The 17,868-nt window shown below is 65.2% G+C and carries 16 protein-coding genes; 10 read left to right on the top strand and 6 right to left on the bottom strand.

What is annotated here, in order from left to right:
• Positions 1 to 34: 34 nt before the first annotated feature.
• Positions 35 to 544, top strand: a complete 510-nt coding sequence (locus tag J2850_RS25520) for a DUF533 domain-containing protein (protein WP_246513541.1) — start codon at positions 35 to 37, stop codon at positions 542 to 544.
• A 165-nt stretch (positions 545 to 709) separates the two neighbouring features.
• Here J2850_RS25520 and J2850_RS25515 read toward each other — a convergent pair whose 3' ends face one another.
• Positions 710 to 1,495, bottom strand: a complete 786-nt coding sequence (locus J2850_RS25515) for an IclR family transcriptional regulator (RefSeq protein WP_209988271.1) — start codon at positions 1,493 to 1,495, stop codon at positions 710 to 712.
• 262 nt (positions 1,496 to 1,757) lie between these two features.
• Here J2850_RS25515 and J2850_RS25510 point away from each other — a divergent pair, with 262 nt between their 5' ends.
• Positions 1,758 to 3,083 (top strand): MFS transporter, encoded by a 1,326-nt coding sequence (locus J2850_RS25510; RefSeq protein WP_209988267.1) that lies wholly within the window; start codon positions 1,758 to 1,760, stop codon positions 3,081 to 3,083.
• A gap of 105 nt (positions 3,084 to 3,188) precedes the next feature.
• The gene (locus tag J2850_RS25505) at positions 3,189 to 4,637 is read left to right on the top strand and encodes an amidase (RefSeq protein ID WP_209988264.1); all 1,449 of its coding nucleotides are present in this window, start codon (positions 3,189 to 3,191) and stop codon (positions 4,635 to 4,637) included.
• 206 nt (positions 4,638 to 4,843) lie between these two features.
• Here the strand turns inward: J2850_RS25505 and J2850_RS25500 are convergent, their stop codons facing one another.
• The gene (locus J2850_RS25500; protein WP_209988261.1) at positions 4,844 to 5,815 is read right to left on the bottom strand and encodes an AraC family transcriptional regulator; all 972 of its coding nucleotides are present in this window, start codon (positions 5,813 to 5,815) and stop codon (positions 4,844 to 4,846) included.
• A gap of 100 nt (positions 5,816 to 5,915) precedes the next feature.
• On the opposite strand from J2850_RS25500, the gene J2850_RS25495 reads away from it, so the two are divergent.
• Positions 5,916 to 7,184: an MFS transporter gene (locus tag J2850_RS25495; RefSeq protein WP_209988258.1), complete on the top strand. Its 1,269-nt coding sequence runs from the start codon at positions 5,916 to 5,918 to the stop codon at positions 7,182 to 7,184.
• 22 nt (positions 7,185 to 7,206) lie between these two features.
• On the opposite strand, the gene J2850_RS25490 is transcribed toward J2850_RS25495, so the two are convergent.
• Positions 7,207 to 7,638, bottom strand: coding sequence for a CBS domain-containing protein (locus J2850_RS25490; protein ID WP_307354530.1), 432 nt, complete (start codon positions 7,636 to 7,638; stop codon positions 7,207 to 7,209).
• A gap of 84 nt (positions 7,639 to 7,722) precedes the next feature.
• Positions 7,723 to 9,492 (bottom strand): SLC13 family permease, encoded by a 1,770-nt coding sequence (locus J2850_RS25485; protein WP_209988256.1) that lies wholly within the window; start codon positions 9,490 to 9,492, stop codon positions 7,723 to 7,725.
• Positions 9,493 to 9,800: 308 nt separating this feature from the next.
• Here J2850_RS25485 and J2850_RS25480 point away from each other — a divergent pair, with 308 nt between their 5' ends.
• On the top strand, positions 9,801 to 11,237 hold the full coding sequence (locus J2850_RS25480; protein ID WP_209988252.1) for an NAD(P)/FAD-dependent oxidoreductase: 1,437 nt from the start codon (positions 9,801 to 9,803) through the stop codon (positions 11,235 to 11,237).
• 61 nt (positions 11,238 to 11,298) lie between these two features.
• Here the strand turns inward: J2850_RS25480 and J2850_RS25475 are convergent, their stop codons facing one another.
• Together J2850_RS25475 and J2850_RS32130 are read right to left on the bottom strand one after the other, a co-directional pair.
• On the bottom strand, positions 11,299 to 12,045 hold the full coding sequence (locus J2850_RS25475; RefSeq protein WP_209988249.1) for a response regulator transcription factor: 747 nt from the start codon (positions 12,043 to 12,045) through the stop codon (positions 11,299 to 11,301).
• Complete coding sequence (locus J2850_RS32130; RefSeq protein ID WP_281415081.1) at positions 12,045 to 12,176, bottom strand: hypothetical protein; 132 nt, start codon at positions 12,174 to 12,176, stop codon at positions 12,045 to 12,047. Before J2850_RS32130 ends, J2850_RS25475 begins: the two co-directional genes overlap by 1 nt.
• A 333-nt stretch (positions 12,177 to 12,509) precedes the next feature.
• Between J2850_RS32130 and J2850_RS25470 the strand changes: the two genes are divergently transcribed.
• The 5 genes from J2850_RS25470 (at position 12,510) to J2850_RS25450 (ending at position 17,859) form a co-directional block, all read left to right on the top strand.
• Positions 12,510 to 13,403, top strand: a complete 894-nt coding sequence (locus J2850_RS25470; protein ID WP_209988246.1) for a helix-turn-helix domain-containing protein — start codon at positions 12,510 to 12,512, stop codon at positions 13,401 to 13,403.
• Between the two features lie 529 nt (positions 13,404 to 13,932).
• Complete coding sequence (locus J2850_RS25465) at positions 13,933 to 14,346, top strand: hypothetical protein (RefSeq protein ID WP_209988243.1); 414 nt, start codon at positions 13,933 to 13,935, stop codon at positions 14,344 to 14,346.
• Positions 14,347 to 14,486: 140 nt separating this feature from the next.
• Positions 14,487 to 14,990: a hypothetical protein gene (locus J2850_RS25460; protein WP_209988240.1), complete on the top strand. Its 504-nt coding sequence runs from the start codon at positions 14,487 to 14,489 to the stop codon at positions 14,988 to 14,990.
• A gap of 67 nt (positions 14,991 to 15,057) precedes the next feature.
• On the top strand, positions 15,058 to 16,131 hold the full coding sequence (locus J2850_RS25455; protein WP_209988236.1) for a DUF3829 domain-containing protein: 1,074 nt from the start codon (positions 15,058 to 15,060) through the stop codon (positions 16,129 to 16,131).
• A 72-nt stretch (positions 16,132 to 16,203) separates the two neighbouring features.
• Entirely contained in the window at positions 16,204 to 17,859 is a 1,656-nt protein-coding gene (locus J2850_RS25450; protein WP_209988234.1) for a tetratricopeptide repeat protein, read from the top strand.
• Positions 17,860 to 17,868 lie beyond the last annotated feature (9 nt).

Here is a 17,868-nt window from a genome sequence, read left to right as displayed (position 1 = left end):
GGGAAACATCATGACAATCGGGAAGGAACCCGCGATGGACGGGATGCAACGCCGGGATGACAGCCCGACGGGCTCGCGGTTCGGGCATCGGCCGGTGCTGCACGCGGTGCTGGGGCGGCAAATCCTGGACGCGCATCTGCGCAACCGCCACCAGTTGCTGGACGCCGGTCCGATCGAACTGCATACGGTCGAAGCCGCGGAAGCACGGCTGCTGATCCGCGCCATGGCCGCCGCGGCGCAGGCCGACGGCGGGCTCGACGAGAAGGAGCGGCAGCGGATCGCCAGCGTGATCCGGGCCAGCGCGCTGGACGAGGAGGAGCGAGGCCGCATGGAGGAACGGATCGGTGAGCCGCACTGCCTGGAGGAGCTGATCCGGCAGGTCGACACGCCGCGCCTGGCGTCGCGCGTCTACGCCGTCTCGCTCGCCGTGGTCGACAAGTCCGCGGCGGTCAACCAGGCCTACCTGCGCTACCTCGCCCTGCGCCTCGGTCTCCCCGCCGACCTCGTGGTCCGGCTGAACCGGCAGATGGGGCTGCGGCTGTAGGACGGCCCCCGGGCTTCCGTTCCGCCCCGTTTTCGTCGGGTCGAGCAACGCCGACTGAGCCGCAAGGCGCGGCTTCCGGTAGGGGGGCGGACGGTCAGCGGCGATGGGGATGGCCGCCGCTCCCCATCATCCGCCGATACCGCCTGCGGAATGGCGCAAGTCGCTTCAACAATCGGGGCGAAGTCGCGCGCCGATCTCGGAAGCCGCTGCAAGAACGAGAGAGACGGCGTGAGGGCGGCCATCCTCCATCTCGAACTGAGGTGTCAGAGTGGTGATGCTGACGCTTGCGACCACCGTTCCCTTCTGGTCGAAAACAGGGGCACCGAGCCCGGCCATCCCCAGAATGTAGTCGTCCACGGCAAATTCCCAACCGCGCTTGCGTATCTCGACGGCGGCGGTTTCCAATGCGGCTTTATCGGTCACCGTGAATTCGGTGTGGTGCTCCAGCGGTCCGAGCAACGCCTGGGTGCGCTGTTCGGGCGACAGATACGCCAGGAGAACCCGTGGCCCGCCGCTGCGGTTGAGTGAAACCTGCGAGCCGATCGCCGACCAGCGTGTATCGATGTGAAGATTAGGGCCCTTTACACGGTCGAGGCAGAGAGCCTTTCCGTTGAAAAAGATCCAAATAAACGACGTCGCCCCGGTCTGTTCGGCAAGCCGACCCAAGACGGGTGCGGCGACATCGCGCAAATCCCGCCCGAACTGCACTCCGGGGAAGAGCAGCAGAACGCCTGGACCGAGCGAATATGTCTTGGTCCCCTCGTCGAATTCGACGAAATCATCGGCTGCGAGCGTCTGCAGCAGGCGTCGGGTCGTGCCTTTGTCAAGATCCGTCAGCCGTGCGAGGTCCGTCAGCGACAAGCTGGGTGTGGCTGGCCCGAATGCGCGCAGGAGCGCCATCGCGCGCTCGACCGCCCGCACCTTCGGTAAAGACTTGTTGCCATTGGTCATCTCCGCTCTCCCTTGAGGAACATGCTTCGCTAATGTGTCATCTGATGACACTATAATTCACTGCTTGACACAAAAGCAAATTCTTTGTTTGTATTCATGCGCCGCATTGCTCACCCGCGATGATCGCCAACAAAAACAAACACGGCGAGGGCGGCTGAAGAAATCCTGCTTCCGGATCGGACCACGCTTGTCGGCGTGAAGCCGCCGGCTGGCTGGAACATGCGCCTTATGCTGCGAATACCACCAACCGCAGGAGGACGATTTGGACGATAGCATGTCCCGAAAAGGGCGCCTGAAGTCTCTGCGTGCCGTGGCTGTCGGCAATGCGCTCGAGTGGTTCGACTGGACGCTCTACGCAACATTCTCCGTCTATCTGGCACGGAACCTTTTCGAAAAATCCGACGCGCGTTCCGCTTTGCTTTCCACTCTTGCCGTATTTGCGGTGGGCTTCTTTGCTCGTCCTATTGGCGGACTGGTATTTGGTCGAATGGGCGATCGGGTCGGCCGCAAGACTATCATGGTGGTTACCATATCGCTTCTCGCGATCAGCAGCCTTGGGATTGCGCTTATCCCGAACTACCAGGACATCGGCCTGTCCGCGTCGATCGCGCTTCTGGTCTTCCGCACCTTGCAGGGCTTGGCCCATGGTGGGGAAACTGGCGTTTCATACACTTATGTTGCGGAAATCGCTCCCAGCAGACATCGCGGATTGTGGTCAAGCTCGGTGTTTGTAAGCGTGACCCTGGGGGTGATGGCGGCGACCGCGGTTGCCGCCGGCCTGACCTCGCTGCTCGGTCCGGAGGCGATGAACGATTACGGCTGGCGCATAGGCTTCGCGGTCGGTGGCCTGCTGGGCATCTATGCCCTCTTCATGCGCCGCTCCGTTGAGGAATCGCACGTCTTTGAACAACAGAATGAACAGCGCTGCTCACGGAAACTATCTCGACCCGAGATGTTTCGCATCGCTCGTAATCTCATCATGCTGAACTGCACTACGAATGTCGCCTATTACACATGGGTAACCTTCGGTCCGTCGACTGCGATCGCACGGGGTATGGATGCGGGCGACGCTTATCGGGCAAGTTTGCTTGCCATGGCCTTTTGCCTGGCTTGGCTGCCGATCTGTGGAATCATCTCGGATCGGATAGGCCGTAAACCCGTGATGATCATCTGGGGCGTACTGGTCGTCATCTTGACTTACCCCATCGCCAATATACTGACGACCGAGCCACATACGCTCTTCTGGGCACAGATCATGGGGTTGGGTGCCTGGGGCTTCATCGCCTCCATTTTCCCGGCGGTGTTGTCGGAGCAGGTTCCAACGCAGGCACGCGCACAAGGTGTCGGGTTCATTTCTTCAGTGTCCGTGGCCATATTCGGCGGGACCGCGCCGTATCTGAATACGTATCTTGCAGATATCGGCCATGAGTATCTCTATCACTACTATCTGATTGCCTTGGGCCTGGTCGCAATCGCCGCAGGACTTCTGATCCGGGAGACTGCGGGCGTGGATCTCGCGGATATCACCCCGCCCGGCGCCGCCCCGCAGAGGGAAATCATCAAGGCCGACGCGACCATTTCTCCGTAACGCCCCTGCCGCCCATGGACAATGGACTTGCATCGACGGTGATGCATCGCGCTGCCGACCCAAGGGCCGCAATCACTCCACACAACAAGTCACGAGAAATGAAGCATGGAAAACACCTCAGATCTCATCAATGCCGGATTTGACGAGACCGACCTCTGTCGTTTGGACGTCACGACGCTGGCCCGCGCCTACCGGAAGCGTGACCTGTCTCCTGTCGAGGTCGCACAAGCAACACTTGATTGTGCCGATAGAATCCAAGGCCCGTTCAACGCCTTCACCCACATCGACCGCGCCGGCGCACTCAGCGCCGCGAGAGAGTCGGAAAAGCGTTGGAGGAACGGGGAAAACCTCTCCACGATCGATGGAATCCCGACGACGATCAAAGATATTGTCGACGTCGACGGATGGACGGTCCGGTATGGCAGCCTGACCATGCCCGATACGCCTGCGACGCAGGACGCCCCTTCGGTTTCCAGGCTACGCCGGGCCGGTGCCGTGTTCATCGCGCAGACGACGACCCCCGAATATGGTGGAAAAGCCGTCACCCATAGCCCGGCATTCGGCATAACACGCAACCCCTGGGATCCCACCCGGACCCCCGGCGGTTCTTCCGGGGGCGCCGCCGTCGCAGCCGCTTGTGGCGCCGGCGTCCTACACCTCGGCACCGACGGCGGCGGCTCCATCCGTATTCCTGCGTCCTTCACCGGAGTGGTCGGTCACAAACCGACCTATGGCCGGGTTGCCGCCAATCCTCCGAGCTCCTTCGGTACGGTGGCGCATATCGGGCCGATGACACGCAGTGTTGACGACGCCGCGATCATGCTCGACGTCATGTCAGGGCGGGATTTGCGGGATTGGACACAGCCGCCACTGCCCTTCCCTCCCGTCACCGCCGCCGAGATTCAATGGCATGGAAAACGGATAGGCTATTGGAAGACGCCCTGCGTGGGAACAGTCGATGAATGCGTGGCGGATTCGATAGAAGCTGTTCTGAAGGATTTGGAAGAAGCAGGGGCTCACGTAACCGAGGTTCGACTCCCCTACCAGGATGATCTTCTCGATATCTACAATCGTCATTGGTGCGTAGGCGCCGCCAATCGTGTCTCATCCATCGAGCCTTCCCACCACAACGAACTCGACCCAAACTTTCTTCGAACAGCCCGCATCGGAGACAGGTATAGTGCCGTTCAACGAATGGATGCCGAAGTGAAGCGGAGCCGGTATGGCGCAGCGATGGACGAGTTGCTATCGCAGTTCGACTACATCATGTCACCGACCGTTCCGATCCTGCCGTTCGAAGCCGGCGCGGATATTCCAGCGGCAAGCGATGCTGAAAGCTGGATTGAATGGTGTTCGTTCAGTTTCCCGATCAACCTGAGCCAACAACCCGCATGTTCCGTGCCTTGCGGCTTCAGCGAAAACGGATTGCCGATCGGCTTGCAAATTGTTGGCGCGCGTGGAGCCGATTCCTCGGTGCTGAGCGCTGCGTTGAGTTACGAGGCTATGTACCCCGAACGGTTTTTGGGGCGGCGGGGCCGTTGGCCGCAATTTTAAACAGAAACGCATTTTGAAGCATCTTCTCCAAAGATAACCTTCCCCTTTTCCAGGCATCGTCGCCTGGATCGGCAGATTGGAGCGTCTGCCTGAGCGTGCGAACAGATGGCGTGCGAACAGATGGTTGGCGCTCTGATCTGTGGCCTCCCTGCTTTGAAACCGCCGAACCGTCCTGATCGTTACCGACCCTGACGCCAGGGCAGGATTCAAACGGGCTTCTGCCCGGCCGATGCTCGGCGGCTGGCACCGGGCGGAGCTCCGGTGATTCTTTTGAAAGCGCGGCTGAAAGCGGCCTGAGATGAATATCCGAGACGGTCCGACACGATTTCAATGGGCATCCTGTCTTGCGTCAGCCATCGGCGGGCCAAGTGCATTCTCACTTCCGTGGCATAGCGCAACGGTGAGACACCAATGGTTGCCTGAAAGCGTTCGGCAAAAACCGAGCGGGAGATGTTGCACTCCTTCGCCAGATCCTCCACCGTCCATTCGCGGCCAGGGTCCCGGTGCAATGCCAGGATCGCGCGCGCCAGTCGCGGGTCGCGCAATGCCGCCAGAAGACCAACCGCATCATCGTATCCGCCTTCAATCCAGCCGCGGATCATCATCGCGGCCACCACTTCGGCGAGACGTGCCATGATGCCGGCGAAACCAATGCGCCCCGAGCATATTTCCCCTTTCATCGCCGCGATGATCGGCGGCAACCCGGGGTAGCGGCCGCCCGCCGTATCCGCCAGCAGGACATGTGGCATCAACGGACCAAGTCCCTGCATCCCGCCAAGATCAAATTCCATGCACCCGTAAAAAAGAACGGCGCTGGGAACGCTGCCGGTGCTGGGGCAGGTATCGACCCCGAAGACCGGTTCTCCGAGCGGAGCCGCAACAAGGCTGTCGATGTCTGCCAGCGGAACGTCGCCATGGGACACCAATGCATGCTCACGCCCCTGAGGCAGGAGCACGGCATTGCCTGCCGACAGGTGATGCGATTCACCGCCGGTGCTGAGCACCGCCGACCCCACCGCAAGGTAGTGGAAATAGACGTGGCCGGGCCGGTTCCCGAAGCTTATGCCGAACTCGGGGCCGGTCTGCAGGCGACGATACTGGACCCCCCGCAACCTCATGCCAGTCAGCAGCTCGCTGATGAGGTCGGTTGACTGAGCGCCTTGGTCTGGGAGGGCCATTCCGGAGTTTCGATCAAAGAAACAGGATGTCGGATCATAGACCGTCCGGAGATGCACGTCTAGTTTCGTGGCAACGATGGTTGAGAAAGGTAATTGCCCCATGACTGGCTGCGCCTGCGATACCGTGCCCGATGAAATCCCCGACACTCTGGCACAAGAAGACCCCACCTCCCCGGCATGGTTGGCGATCTTCTCGCTCACCATGGGTGTGTTCGGGTTGTTGACGGCAGAATATCTGCCGGCCAGCTTGCTGACACCGATGGCTGTGGACCTCGGGGTTTCGGAGGCCTTGGCGGGACAGGCCGTAACCGTGACGGCGGTTGTCGCGCTGTTCTCCGGTTTGCTTGTCCCGGTCCTCACCCGGCATATGGATCGGCGCAGGGTGCTCCTCGGCTTTTCCATACTGACGATCGCGTCGAATCTGCTGGTCGCGATTTCGTCCAGCCTTGCCATCCTCCTGGTGATGCGGGTCTTTCTGGGCATCGCGCTTGGAGGCTTCTGGAGCATGGCGGCGGCCGTCGCGATGCGCCTTGTGCCCTCTGCGCTGTTGCCCAGGGCTCTTTCGATCATCTTCAGCGGCATCGCCGCGGGGACGGTGGTGGCGGTGCCGCTGGGGAGCTACCTCGGCGGGCTGTTCGGCTGGCGCAGTGCATTCCTTGCCGCCGCCGTGATCGGGTCGGTGACGCTGGCTTTTCAGTTGGCCGCCCTTCCGCGGCTGGCGCCGCGTAAAAGCACGACCCGGCTGAGGACGGTGCTGGACGTCGCCCTACGCCCCGGCATCGCGATGGGCATGGTCGGCTGCGTGCTGGCGCATACCGGACACTATGCATTGTTCACCTACATCCGGCCATTCCTGGAAAATGCCGCCGGCGTGCAAGCGGAAGGGCTGGCGATGATCCTGCTGGGTTTCGGCGTCGCGAACTTCGCGGGGACATTGCTGGGAGGGTGGCTGATGGAGCGTAGCCTGCGGGGTACGCTGATCATCATGCCCACCCTCGTCGGTATCGCCGGGCTGACGCTTGTGCTGCCGGCGCCGTCGGGAGGGGCGCTTGCCTTGCTCGTGGCCTTCTGGGGGCTTGCGTTCGGCGGCATTCCGGTTGCTTGGTCGACTTGGGTCGCACGGTCGGTTCCCGATCAGGCCGAAAGCGCCGGCGGAATGGTGGTCGCGTCGGTGCAGGGCGCCATTGCCGCCGGGGCCGCCGCGGGCGGCGTCATGTACGGCATGAGCGGAATCTCCGGCGTCTTCATCGGAGGAAGCGCCGTCATGCTCCTCGCGGCCCTCTTGATCGCAACCCGCGTCAGGGCGGACTTCCCTCACTCGACCACGACAATCCGTGCCGCAGCGCGCTTATCGCGTGAGGAAGCCTGAAAGCCTCTTCTGCCGGCACGGCCTAACCGTCCTGCGCGCCGCCGCTGAGTTCGCCCAGCGCCGTGCGGATGGTGCCGGTGTCCAGAAGCAGGCGGCGCGATACGTCGGTCAGGGTCACCCAGCCGACCACCCGGTCCGCCGCGTCCAGCACCGGCAGGCGGCGCACGTGGTAGGCGCCCATGATGTCCATCGCCGTCGCCAGCGTGTCGGTGTCGCGGCAGGTGAACACCGAACTGGACATGACGTCGCGCACCCGTACCCGCGTGTTGTCGCCGCCGGCCGCCACCACGCGGAACAGGATGTCGCGATCGGTGAGGATCCCCAGCAGATCCTCGGGCGCGCCGACCGGCAGGGCACCGACGTCCAGCTCGCCCATCAGCGTGGCGGCTTCTTGAATGGTGGCGTCCGGCTGGATGAACTCCAGCGCCTTGGCCATGATCTCGGAAACCAGCACGGTCGTGACCTCGCTCTTCTCGGCATGTGCAACGGGGGGGCGGCGGGGCTTGTTCCGGCCCCCACTCCGGTTTCGGATCGCCGGTCAGGCGCCGGCCAGCGGCCAGACCATGACGATCAGCCAGGTGCCCAGCAGCAGGATCAGCAGCGACAGCGGCACCCCCAACCGCGGATAATCGCCGAACCGGTAGCCCCCCGGCCCCATGACCAGGGTGTTGCACTGGTGGCCGATTGGCGTCAGGAAGTCGCTGCCGGCGCCGACGGCGACCGCCATCAGGAAGGGATCGGGGCTGAGCCCGAGCTGCTGGGCCACGCCGGCGCCGATTGGGGCCATGACCAGCACCGTCGCGGCGTTGTTGAGGAAGGGAGTGACCGCCATGGCGGCGGCCATGATCAGCGCCACGCAGGCCACCGCCGGCAGGCCGCGCGCGGCGTCGGCGAGGAGCGTCGAGATCACCCCGGTCGCGCCGGTGCTCTCCAGCGTGCCGCTGACCGGGATCAGCGCGGCGAGCAGGATGATGATCGGCCATTCCACCGCATGGTAGGCGTCCTCGACGCTGAGCACGCCGGTGACCACCATCGCGGTGGCCGCCGCCAGGAAGGTGACGGCCAGCGGCGCGAGGTGGAAGCCGACGACGATCATCGTGACGACGACGATGCCCACCGGGACCCACATCGGGCGGCGCCGGCCGAGCTGCAGGCGCCGCTCGGCCAGCGGGATGAGGTTGGCGTCGGCCAGGGCGTCGGGATAGCGGTCGGCCGGAACCTGGAGGAGGAGCAGGTCGCCCTTCCTGAACACGACATGGTGCAGGCGCTGGGCGATCCGCTCGGCGGTCCGGCTGACCGCCAGGAGGCTGACGCCGAAGCGCCCGCGCAGGTCGAGGCGGCTGGCGGAGTGCCCGGCCAGCGGCGAGTCCGGCGTCACCACCGCCTCCACCGCCAGCAGCTCGCCATCGGCGTCCTCCAGGATGCCCAGCGGTTCCAGCGCGGCGCCCTGGACGATCCGCTGCAGGGCCGGCGCATCGCCCTCCAGCACCAGGATGTCATCCGCCAGCAGCGTCCAGTGCAGGTCCGGCACGTAGCGGCGGAAGCGCTCGCGGATGATGCCGATCACCTGGGCCTCGCCCTCGGCCAGCGCCTCGACGTCGCGGACGGTACGTCCGACGAAGGGCGAACCGGCCGGCAGCCTCATCTCGCTGGCGTAGTTCTCGACGGCGAAGGTGTCCTCCGCCGAACGGGCGCCGCTGCGGTGCTGGGGCAGCAGGCGCCAGCCGAAGACCAAGAAGGCTAGGCCGGCCAGCGTGATCCCCAGCCCGACCGGCAGGTAGTCGAACATGGAGAAGGGCTGGCCGACGATCTCGGCGCGCACCCTGGACACGATGATGTTCGGCGAGGTGCCGACCAGCGTCATCAGCCCGCCCATCAGCGAGGCGAAGGCCAGCGGCATCAGGACACGGTGCGCGCCGGTCCGGTGCCGGCGGGCGAGCTGCATGGTGATCGGCAGGAAGATGGCCAGCGCCCCGATGTTCTTCATCAGCGCCGACATGAAGGCGACCGCCCCGCCCAGGAAGGCGATCTGCCGGCCCGGTCGGTCGAGCTTGGCCGCCACCGGGCGCACCAGCGCGTCGATAACGCCCGAGCGGGCGATGCCCGCGCTGACGACGAGGGCGGAGGCGATGATCACCACGATGTCGTCGGCGAAGCCGGAGAACGCCTTGTCCGCCGGGATCAGCCCAAGAAACACGCCCGCCAGGAGGGCCAGCAGCGCGACCACGTCGAAGCGCAGCCTGTTCCAGACCAGCATCGCGACCACGATGCCGACCAACCCGAAGGCCATGGACTGCTGCACGGTCATCGATCACCCGTATGTTGAGTTGCCCGGTGGTAACCGCGCCCGCCGGCCGACGTTCCCGCCGGCCCCGGCCGGAGGCGCCGCTTTCCGGCAATGCCGCCATCGGCGTTCCGGCACCGCCTCTTGCGCGTTATGGCCAGTGCGCACATCTCGCATCCGGTCGGATGAGGTGCTGTGCGGATGGCCGGCGGGGGCGCCCAGCCCGCGGCGAGGGCGTCGCCGGCGGGAGCCTGAGCCAGCGAGGGAGTCAGCATCCGGGCCGGCGACAGGGCCGGCGACTGACAACGGCAACGATCGGGAGACCTTTCAGCATGGAGCAACAGCCCCTGACCAGCCCGCCGGCCGCCCGGCGGCGCCCGCATGTCGTGATCATCGGCGCCGGCTTCGGCGGGCTCGCCTGCGCGGAGGCGCTGGGCGGCACCGATGTCCAGGTGACGCTGATCGACCGGCGGAACTACCACCTGTTCGTACCGCTGCTCTACCAGGTGGCGACGGCGGCGCTGTCGCCCGCCGACATCGCCCAGCCGATCCGGAGGATCCTCAGCCGTCACGCCAACATCGCCGTGGTGCTGGGCGAGGTGGTGGGCATCGACGTCGAGCGGCGCATGGTGCGGCTGGAGCCGGACGGCCTCGACCGGCCGAGCACCCTGCCCTACGACCGCCTCGTCGTCGCCACCGGTTCGTCCTACAGCTATTTCGGCCATGACGAGTGGGCGGCGTTCGCCCCCGGCGTCAAGACCATCGAGGACGCCCAGCAGATCCGGGCGCGCCTGCTCGGCTGTTTCGAACGGGCGGAACTGTCGGAAAGCCCGGAAGAACAGGCCATGCTGATGACCATCGTCGTGGTCGGCGGCGGTCCCACCGGCGTCGAGTTGGCCGGAGCCGTCGCCGAACTGACCCGCTTCGCTCTGGCCCGCGACTTCCGCCGCATCGATCCGCGCTCCGCCCGCATCCTGCTGGTGGAGGCCGGGCCACGGCTTCTCGCCAGTTTCCCAGAGGACCTGTCACGCTATGCGACGGATGCGCTGGGCAGGCTCGGGGTGACGGTGATGACCGGACAGGCGGTCGAGAGGATCGAGCCGGACGCCGTCACCATCGGCGGGCGCGTCATACCCGCGGGCACCATCGTGTGGGGGGCGGGCGTCGCGGCCTCGCCGGCCGGCCGCTGGCTCGGCGTCGAAACCGATCGGGCAGGCCGCATCCGCGTCGATGCCGACCTCTCCGTCCCCGGGCTGGACGGCGTCTACGCGCTGGGCGACACCGCGCTGGCGGCCGGCGACGACGGCAAGCCGCTGCCGGGGCTGGCACAGGTCGCCAAGCAGCAGGGCCAGCATCTGGGCCGGGCGCTGGCCCAGGCGCTGGCCGCGAGCATCGGGAGTGACGCGCCGATGCCGGCCTTCCGCTTCCGGAACCGCGGCAACACCGCCATCGTCGGCCGCAGCGCTGCCGTCTTCGATTTCGGAACGCGGCGGCTCAAGGGCTGGTTCGCCTGGGTCCTCTGGGCCTTCGTCCATGTCTACCTGCTGGTCGGCTTCGAGAAGCGGCTGCTGGTCAGCATGCAGTGGCTGTGGCGCTACCTGACCTACGAGCGCGGCGCCCGCCTGATCATCGGCGACGGCGCGGTACCGGCGGCGAGCCCGGCGGGCAACGCGACCGTTTCAAAGGGTGCTTCGGCCGGCTCCGCGGAAGCGGGCGTGGTCCCCGGCCGCGGGGCGGAGGAAACGGCGACCGCCTGGCGCCGCGCCTGATCGACCGGCTTGTGACGGCGAACGCCGGCAATGCCCGGTGCGGGTCGGGCGGCGGCCCGCATCACCTGACGGATATGCCCGGCCGGCCGGGCATGCCCAACGGTCCCGGTTGCCCGGCGATGGTGTCCGGGTCGGCCGAACGTTCCGATCGCGGATGCATTTGGAGCGGCGCCTCGGCGATCAGCCGGTCGACGACCCGAACCAGCTCGACGACGGAGTTTACCTCCATCTTGCGCATCGCCTGCCCGCGGTGGAGCTTGACCGTCGCCTCGCTGAGGCCGAGGGCGCCGGCAATCTGCTTGTTGCGCTGGCCGGCCACGACCAGCAGCGTCACCTCGCGCTCCCGCGCTGTCAGGGTCTCGAAGCGCGCCCGTTCGCCGGTCAGCCCCTGTTCGAGGCCGCGGCGCAGCCGATGCTGTTCGATGGCGCCGTGGATGGCGTCCAGCAGCTTCTGGTGATGGATGGGCTTGGTCAGGAACTCGAACGCGCCCGCCTTCATGGCACTGACCGACATCGGAACGTCGGCGTGCCCGCTGATGAAGATGATCGGCAGGCTGTTCTTGGATTTCACAAGTTCCGCATGGTAATCGAGGCCGCTGCGCCCCGGCAGCCGGACGTCCAGCACCATGCAGCCGACCTCGACCGTGGGGCGGACGTCGAGATAATGCTGGACGGATTCGAAGGTCCTGACCTCAAGCCCGACGGATTCCACCAGGCCCTCCAGGGCCTCACGGACGGATTCGTCGTCGTCGATGACCACGACGGTCGCCGCCTCCTGGAGTTTCTGGTCCTGGGCCTTCGGTTCCATCAGGCGCCCCCGCCTTCAAACGGCATGGCGTCCGGAAAGACGCCGCGGCTGTCGATGATCGTACCGTCCGCAGTGACCGGGCCGTGCCCGGCAACGGTTAACGCATCGGCTAAATATTGGTTCACGGTCATCAATAGAGCATTCGACTTGGATGAAAAGCGTCTCTTTTGTCAATCGCATGGCAAACACGCCAAGAGCACAACCGGAAAAGAACGGGAAATCTCCACTTTCTACTTTCGTGGAAAGTCACCGGATTCCGTTTCGGACCCAGGAATCTCCATCGTTTGTTTATTTTAGATTCTATTTTTACGGCTTCATCAATCACGCCCGGAATTCGTCAAATCATCTTGGTCATTATAATGGGAATGCCTCACGCCTGTCTTTTCCTCCTTTGCTAAATGCTTGCCGTCGCCACCCGCTTTGCCCTAGCGTGGGGTGCGGCTTTCAGTAGCGGCAGGCAGAGCATGCAGGGACACGGCGCAGAGAAGTTCAAGGACGCGAGCCTGATAGCGACGTCGGCGCAAAGGCCGTGGTCGGCGCTGTCCGCCGAGCTGCGAAGCCACAATGCCGGCGAGATCTCGGCCTTCGTGCCGCAGAATGCCGAGATCACCATGATCGTCCAGGGACCGAAGCCGGCGATTTCCAGCCGGGCGTCGGGGGGCGTGAAGCAGATCGTGCCGGCGCTGCCGCAGACGACGTGGCTGTGCCCGGCCGGCATCTGCGAGGAGGCGACCAGACTCTCCGACGACATTCCCGAGGTCCTGCACGTCTACATCCCGCAGCACACCTTCTTCCGGATGAGGGATTTCGACGGGTTCAGCTTCCGGGCCAACGACCTGCGCTACCAGGCCAAGGTCGAGAACCCCGACGTGCTCGGGATGATGGCGGCGATCATCGACGAACTGCGGTCCGAGAGCTTCGCCGGCGGCTTGCGAATGGACGCGCTGGCCTGCGCCCTCGTCGGGACGCTGGCGCGCGAGCACGCCGAAACGCAGGAAAGCGCGCGTTCGATGCCCCAGGTGCGCGGCGGGCTCGACCGCAACCGGCTGGGGCGGGTGATCGAGTACATCAACGCCAACCTCGACCGCGACATCACCGTCGCCGAACTCGCGCGCGTGGCGAATTTCAGCCTCTACCATTTCGCCAGGGCCTTCCACATTTCGGTCGGCCGGTCGCCGCACGCCTATCTGGCCGAGCGGCGGCTCGACATGGCCAAGCAACTGCTCGCCTACGGCACGATGGCACTCGCCGACGTCGCCGATGCCTGCTGCTTTTCCAGCCAAGCCAACTTCTCGAAAGCGTTCCAGAAGGCGACAGGCTTCTCGCCGGGCAAATACCGGCGCTTCGCGCTGTCCTGACGCCATCCGCCAGGGGGGCCGGCCCCACCCCCGCATCCATTGCGATTTTGCGCGCGGCGATCCGGTGAGCCACGGGGCGCGACCAAAGGGCGCACCGCACACTGCATCGCATGGAAATCGTTGGGATAGGGCGCCGTCTCAACATGGGTAACGGCAAATCATCCGACCTCTACTTTTCGCAGACTGGAAAGCGCACGCAAAGCGGGATAAGCCGGGGATCGAGTTCGCCATCAACCCCACCTCCGGCCCAGGCATTCCACCGTCCATGCGTAACCCACCCGACAACGGTCCCTTACCGTGTTTCGCAGCCCGGCTGCGGGCGTCCGTTGCCCTTGATGGACGGTCGGGATGGATGGTCGGAAGGACGGCGGCTTTGCCCTTCAGACGCTCGGGGCATGGCGCGGCGGGACAAGAGGGGCTCGCGGCCATGGCCGGAACGGCCGGCTCTCCCTGCGACGATGACCTCGAAGCCCACCGGACGCCATTCCGGCGCTGCCGGTCGAAATTCACAAATCCAAGGAGGTCTTCGATGAAGGCTGCTTCCACGCCGTCGAGAGGCGCGGTCCGTGCCATTCTCCTGGCCGTCACCGCCTTTGCGGCGCTTTCGCTCCAGCCCGGCGCCGCACGCGCCCAGACGCCCGACCCGGACGCCTTCTACCAGATGATGAGCAACCAGCTCGGCATCCTCAAATATTGCAAGGGCAAGGGCTTCCCGTCCGAAAAGGCGGTTGCGACCTATGAAAAATACATGGCCGCGATGCCGGCGCCGAAGGATGCCGGCAAGGCGGCGCTCTACCTCCGGAAGGGCCAGGAGGGCGTGATCTACAACGGCGAGGCGAGCCAGATACGCCTGGAGCAGATGGCGGAGGGCACCAGCCAGACGCCGGAGGAATTCTGCAAGTCCTACGACGAGAACGCCAAGGCCTTCGAGGGCACTCCGTAACGCGGCCCCGCCCACGCGATCCCGGTAACGCGATCACCGTAACGCGATCCCGCACCGCAATCCCGCATCGCCCGATCCCGTCCCGCCGCCGGGCGTCCGCCATGCCGCGCGCCCGGCGGCAGGACGGCAAAGGAGTTTCCATGTCGACCTCCCGTTCCATTCTCCTCCTCGCCTCGCTCCTCGTCCTGCCGGCAATCGGCGTCCATGCGGAAGGCCAGGGCGGCCTCGCCGAACGGCGCGCCATCGCCGCCTATTCCAAGGATGTCTGGCCGCCGCTCGAAAAATCCATCCAGGACGCCGCGGGCTTTGCGGTCCCCGTTACGCTGGACCTGAAGAGCCTGGCGTTGCCCGGCTATGCGGACAGCTACGCGAACGACGATTACCTGCGCAAGCCGATCATCGACCCCCTGATCAAGGCGCTTTCCAACGTCGGTTCCGACGCGATGGGCCGGGAGGCGCTCAAGGACAAGCTGAAGTCGATCACCATTTCCTACGACGAGGCGACGGCACCGGCGTCGAACTACCGCGAGGGCGTCACCTTCACGGACGGTGCGCTCAAGCTGAACTGGAGACCCTACGCGAATGTCGACGACTTCGATCCGCGCGTGAAGGCGATCACCGACGTGCTCGAGAAAGGTCTCTGATCCACACTCCCCGCCCTCCGACCCGCCGGCCCGACCCGCCGGCGGCATCGTCCCGGAAAGAGACCCCATGCCCATCCTGAAGAAAGCCGGCTCCGTCCTCCTCGGCCTCGTCCTGCTGACCGTCATCTTCCTGGCGAAGGACGGCGACGTCCAATCGCTGCTGCGCGACCTCGGCCTTTCCGGGAACGGTCAAGCCAACACGGCGTCCGGCCCGGCGCAAGGCGGCCCTGCCCAAAGCGGTTCGGCCCAAAACGGTTCGGCGCCGTCGGCCACGGCGACGAACGCGCTGGCCGCCAAGCTCACGGCGTACATCACCTGCCTGAACCGCGTCGATGTCGCCATGCACAACAATTACGAGCCATACAGCCGTTCCTTTCCGGCGGCCTTCAACGGCGGCACGATCTATCACCGCAGCTTCAAAATCGCGCCCTACGAGGTGGACAACAGCTTCACGAAGGACTGTGCGGCGGGCCTGGTCACGGCCAGCAAGACCGCACCGGCGAACTCCGAACTGGACGGCGCCGGCCTGCGCTACGCCGAGGCCCTGACGTCGCTGGTTCCGCTGCTGAACGAAACCGACGACTATCTGAACCAGCAGAATTACCGCGACGACGGCTGGCGCCGGATGCGCGAGGAGCTGCATCCGAAAATCACCGCCTCCTTCGCAACCTTCTTCGATGCCTCCGACCGGATGCGCGCGGCCGTCGAGTCTGCAAACCTCATGGTCGCCGAACAGCGGCTGAACGACATCGAGAAGCAGGACGGCCGCGCCTACCGCTGGCATGAACTGAACGTGATGCATCGCGCCCGCCTCAGCCTCGACAGGACCGAACGGGCGGTTCAGAACGGCAAGGTCGAGACGGCGGAGATCGAGGCGGCCGAGCAGAGCTTCGGACAGGCGCTCGATGGCGCCCGCGCCTACATTGCGGCCAATCCGACGGTCACCACGAGGCTCGGCAACAAGCCGGTGCTGTTCTACATCGAGTCGCGGGCCGTCGATTTCCTGACGGCGCTCAAGACGCTGCGGCGCGACACGGCCGGCGGCGACACCCGCAAGCTCGGGCCGGATATGAAGCGGATCACCGAATCGTTCAACGGCCTGGTGGACGATTACAACCTGCGGGTCAAGAACGGCAATTGACGGCCGTCCGCATTCCCCCCGGCAGCCAGGCGGAAACAGGCGAGACAGGCGGACAGGGAGCCATTGGCGGACATGGAGCGATTGATCGAAGCCGGCTATGAAGCCCTCGCCAACGGGGATCTGGCCCGCCTGCACCGGCTCTGGGACGCCACCTGCGTCTGGAGCATGCTGCCCGACGACACCGTCGCCGACATCGCCGACCGCTGCCGCAAGGCGATCGAGGCGGGGGAGCAGGGCGAAGCGCCGCACCTTGTGCTCGGCGCGATCCTTCTCGATTGCAGCGCCGTGCTTCGTGCCGACCGCGCGGCGGCTCTGCGGGAGGCGTCCGGGCTGGGACGCCGGGCGATCACGCTGGAGCCGTCGAATGCCAAGGCCCATCGGCTGGTCGGCAGCGCCCATTTCTGGCTGGACGAGCGCGACACTGCCGCCGAGTTCTACCGGCGCTCGAACGCGCTGAGGCCGCAGATCGATCTGCAGGTGCGGCTGTTCGAGATGGAGCATGAACAGCCGGCCGCGCAGGCGGCGCATTTCAGGTCCGATCCGTCAGACGATGAGCCGGCGCATTATTACGGCGCCGGCGTCACGGTCGGGAAATGGCGGCTGCCGGACGGCACGCAGAGCGAAACGGTGCATGCCCTGATGCGGGGGCTGTATGAACGGAGCATCGTCCTGTTCCAGGAGCGGATCGGGCGTGCCGGCGATGCCCCCGTCGATGTGCACAGCTTCGCCATGTGCTGCAACAATCTCGGCATCGAGTACAATCGCGCCTCCCGCGTCGAGGACGCGGCGCGCATCCTGGAAACGGGGCTGCAATACAGCCGCTTTCGGGAGTTGTACGAGAACCTGCGCTGGTCCTATCGCGCGCTCGGGCGAACGGAGGAGGCCACCGAAACGTCGCTGACATTGCTGGAAGACTTCGAACTGGAGCCCTCGCTGTTTCTCGACTGCGCCCAGACCGCATGCAGCCATCTCAACCGCATCGGCCGTAGCGAGGACGTGCTGGACCTCGTCGAAGCCGCCGACGAGGCCTATGGGGAGATGGGCGACGACGAGCGGATGGAGGCGGACAACCTCCGCTACTTCCTGACCTTGCAGGCGCACAAGGTTTCGGCTCTTTCGGCACAGGCCCGGCTGGCACGAAGCGACATCGACATGGCACTGGTCGATCGGGCGATCTCCCTCCATCCGGACGAGCTGGAATTCGCGCTGATCCGGGCGCGGTTTCTGACGGATCTGGCGGAATTCCGGTCATCCGGCGACGCCTATGGCGAGCTGATCGCCCGCGCCCATGAGAAGGACGATCGGGACATCCTGCGCAAGGCTCTGAAAGCACGGGGCTACCTGCGCCTGTATCATCTGGACCAGCCGGACCGTGCGCTGGAGGATTACCAAGCGCTGCGGGCGCTGACGCCAGAGGATTTCTATGTCCATTACTATCTCGCCGACTGCCATTTCCGCTTGAAGCAGCCGCACGAAACGCTGGAGGCGTGCGAGCGCGCGTTGCAGCACCTGACCGACGGCATCGCGACAAACGACCGCCTCTCCTTCGGCCAGCTCCTCATGATGCAGGCCGACACGCTGTTCGACCTCGGGGACTACGAAGCCTCCCTGCCCGTCTACGAGCGCTGCCTTTCTCTCATCGACCGGCCCGGCATTCGCGGAAACTACGAACTGGCGAAGGGGCTGGCCAGGAAGCGGAAGGGATTCTTTTCAAGGCTGTTCCGGTAAGGGGCGCCG

The organism is Azospirillum picis, from assembly GCF_017876115.1.
Lineage (GTDB): Bacteria > Pseudomonadota > Alphaproteobacteria > Azospirillales > Azospirillaceae > Azospirillum > Azospirillum picis.
This window is presented reverse-complemented; position numbering and strand designations above follow the sequence as displayed.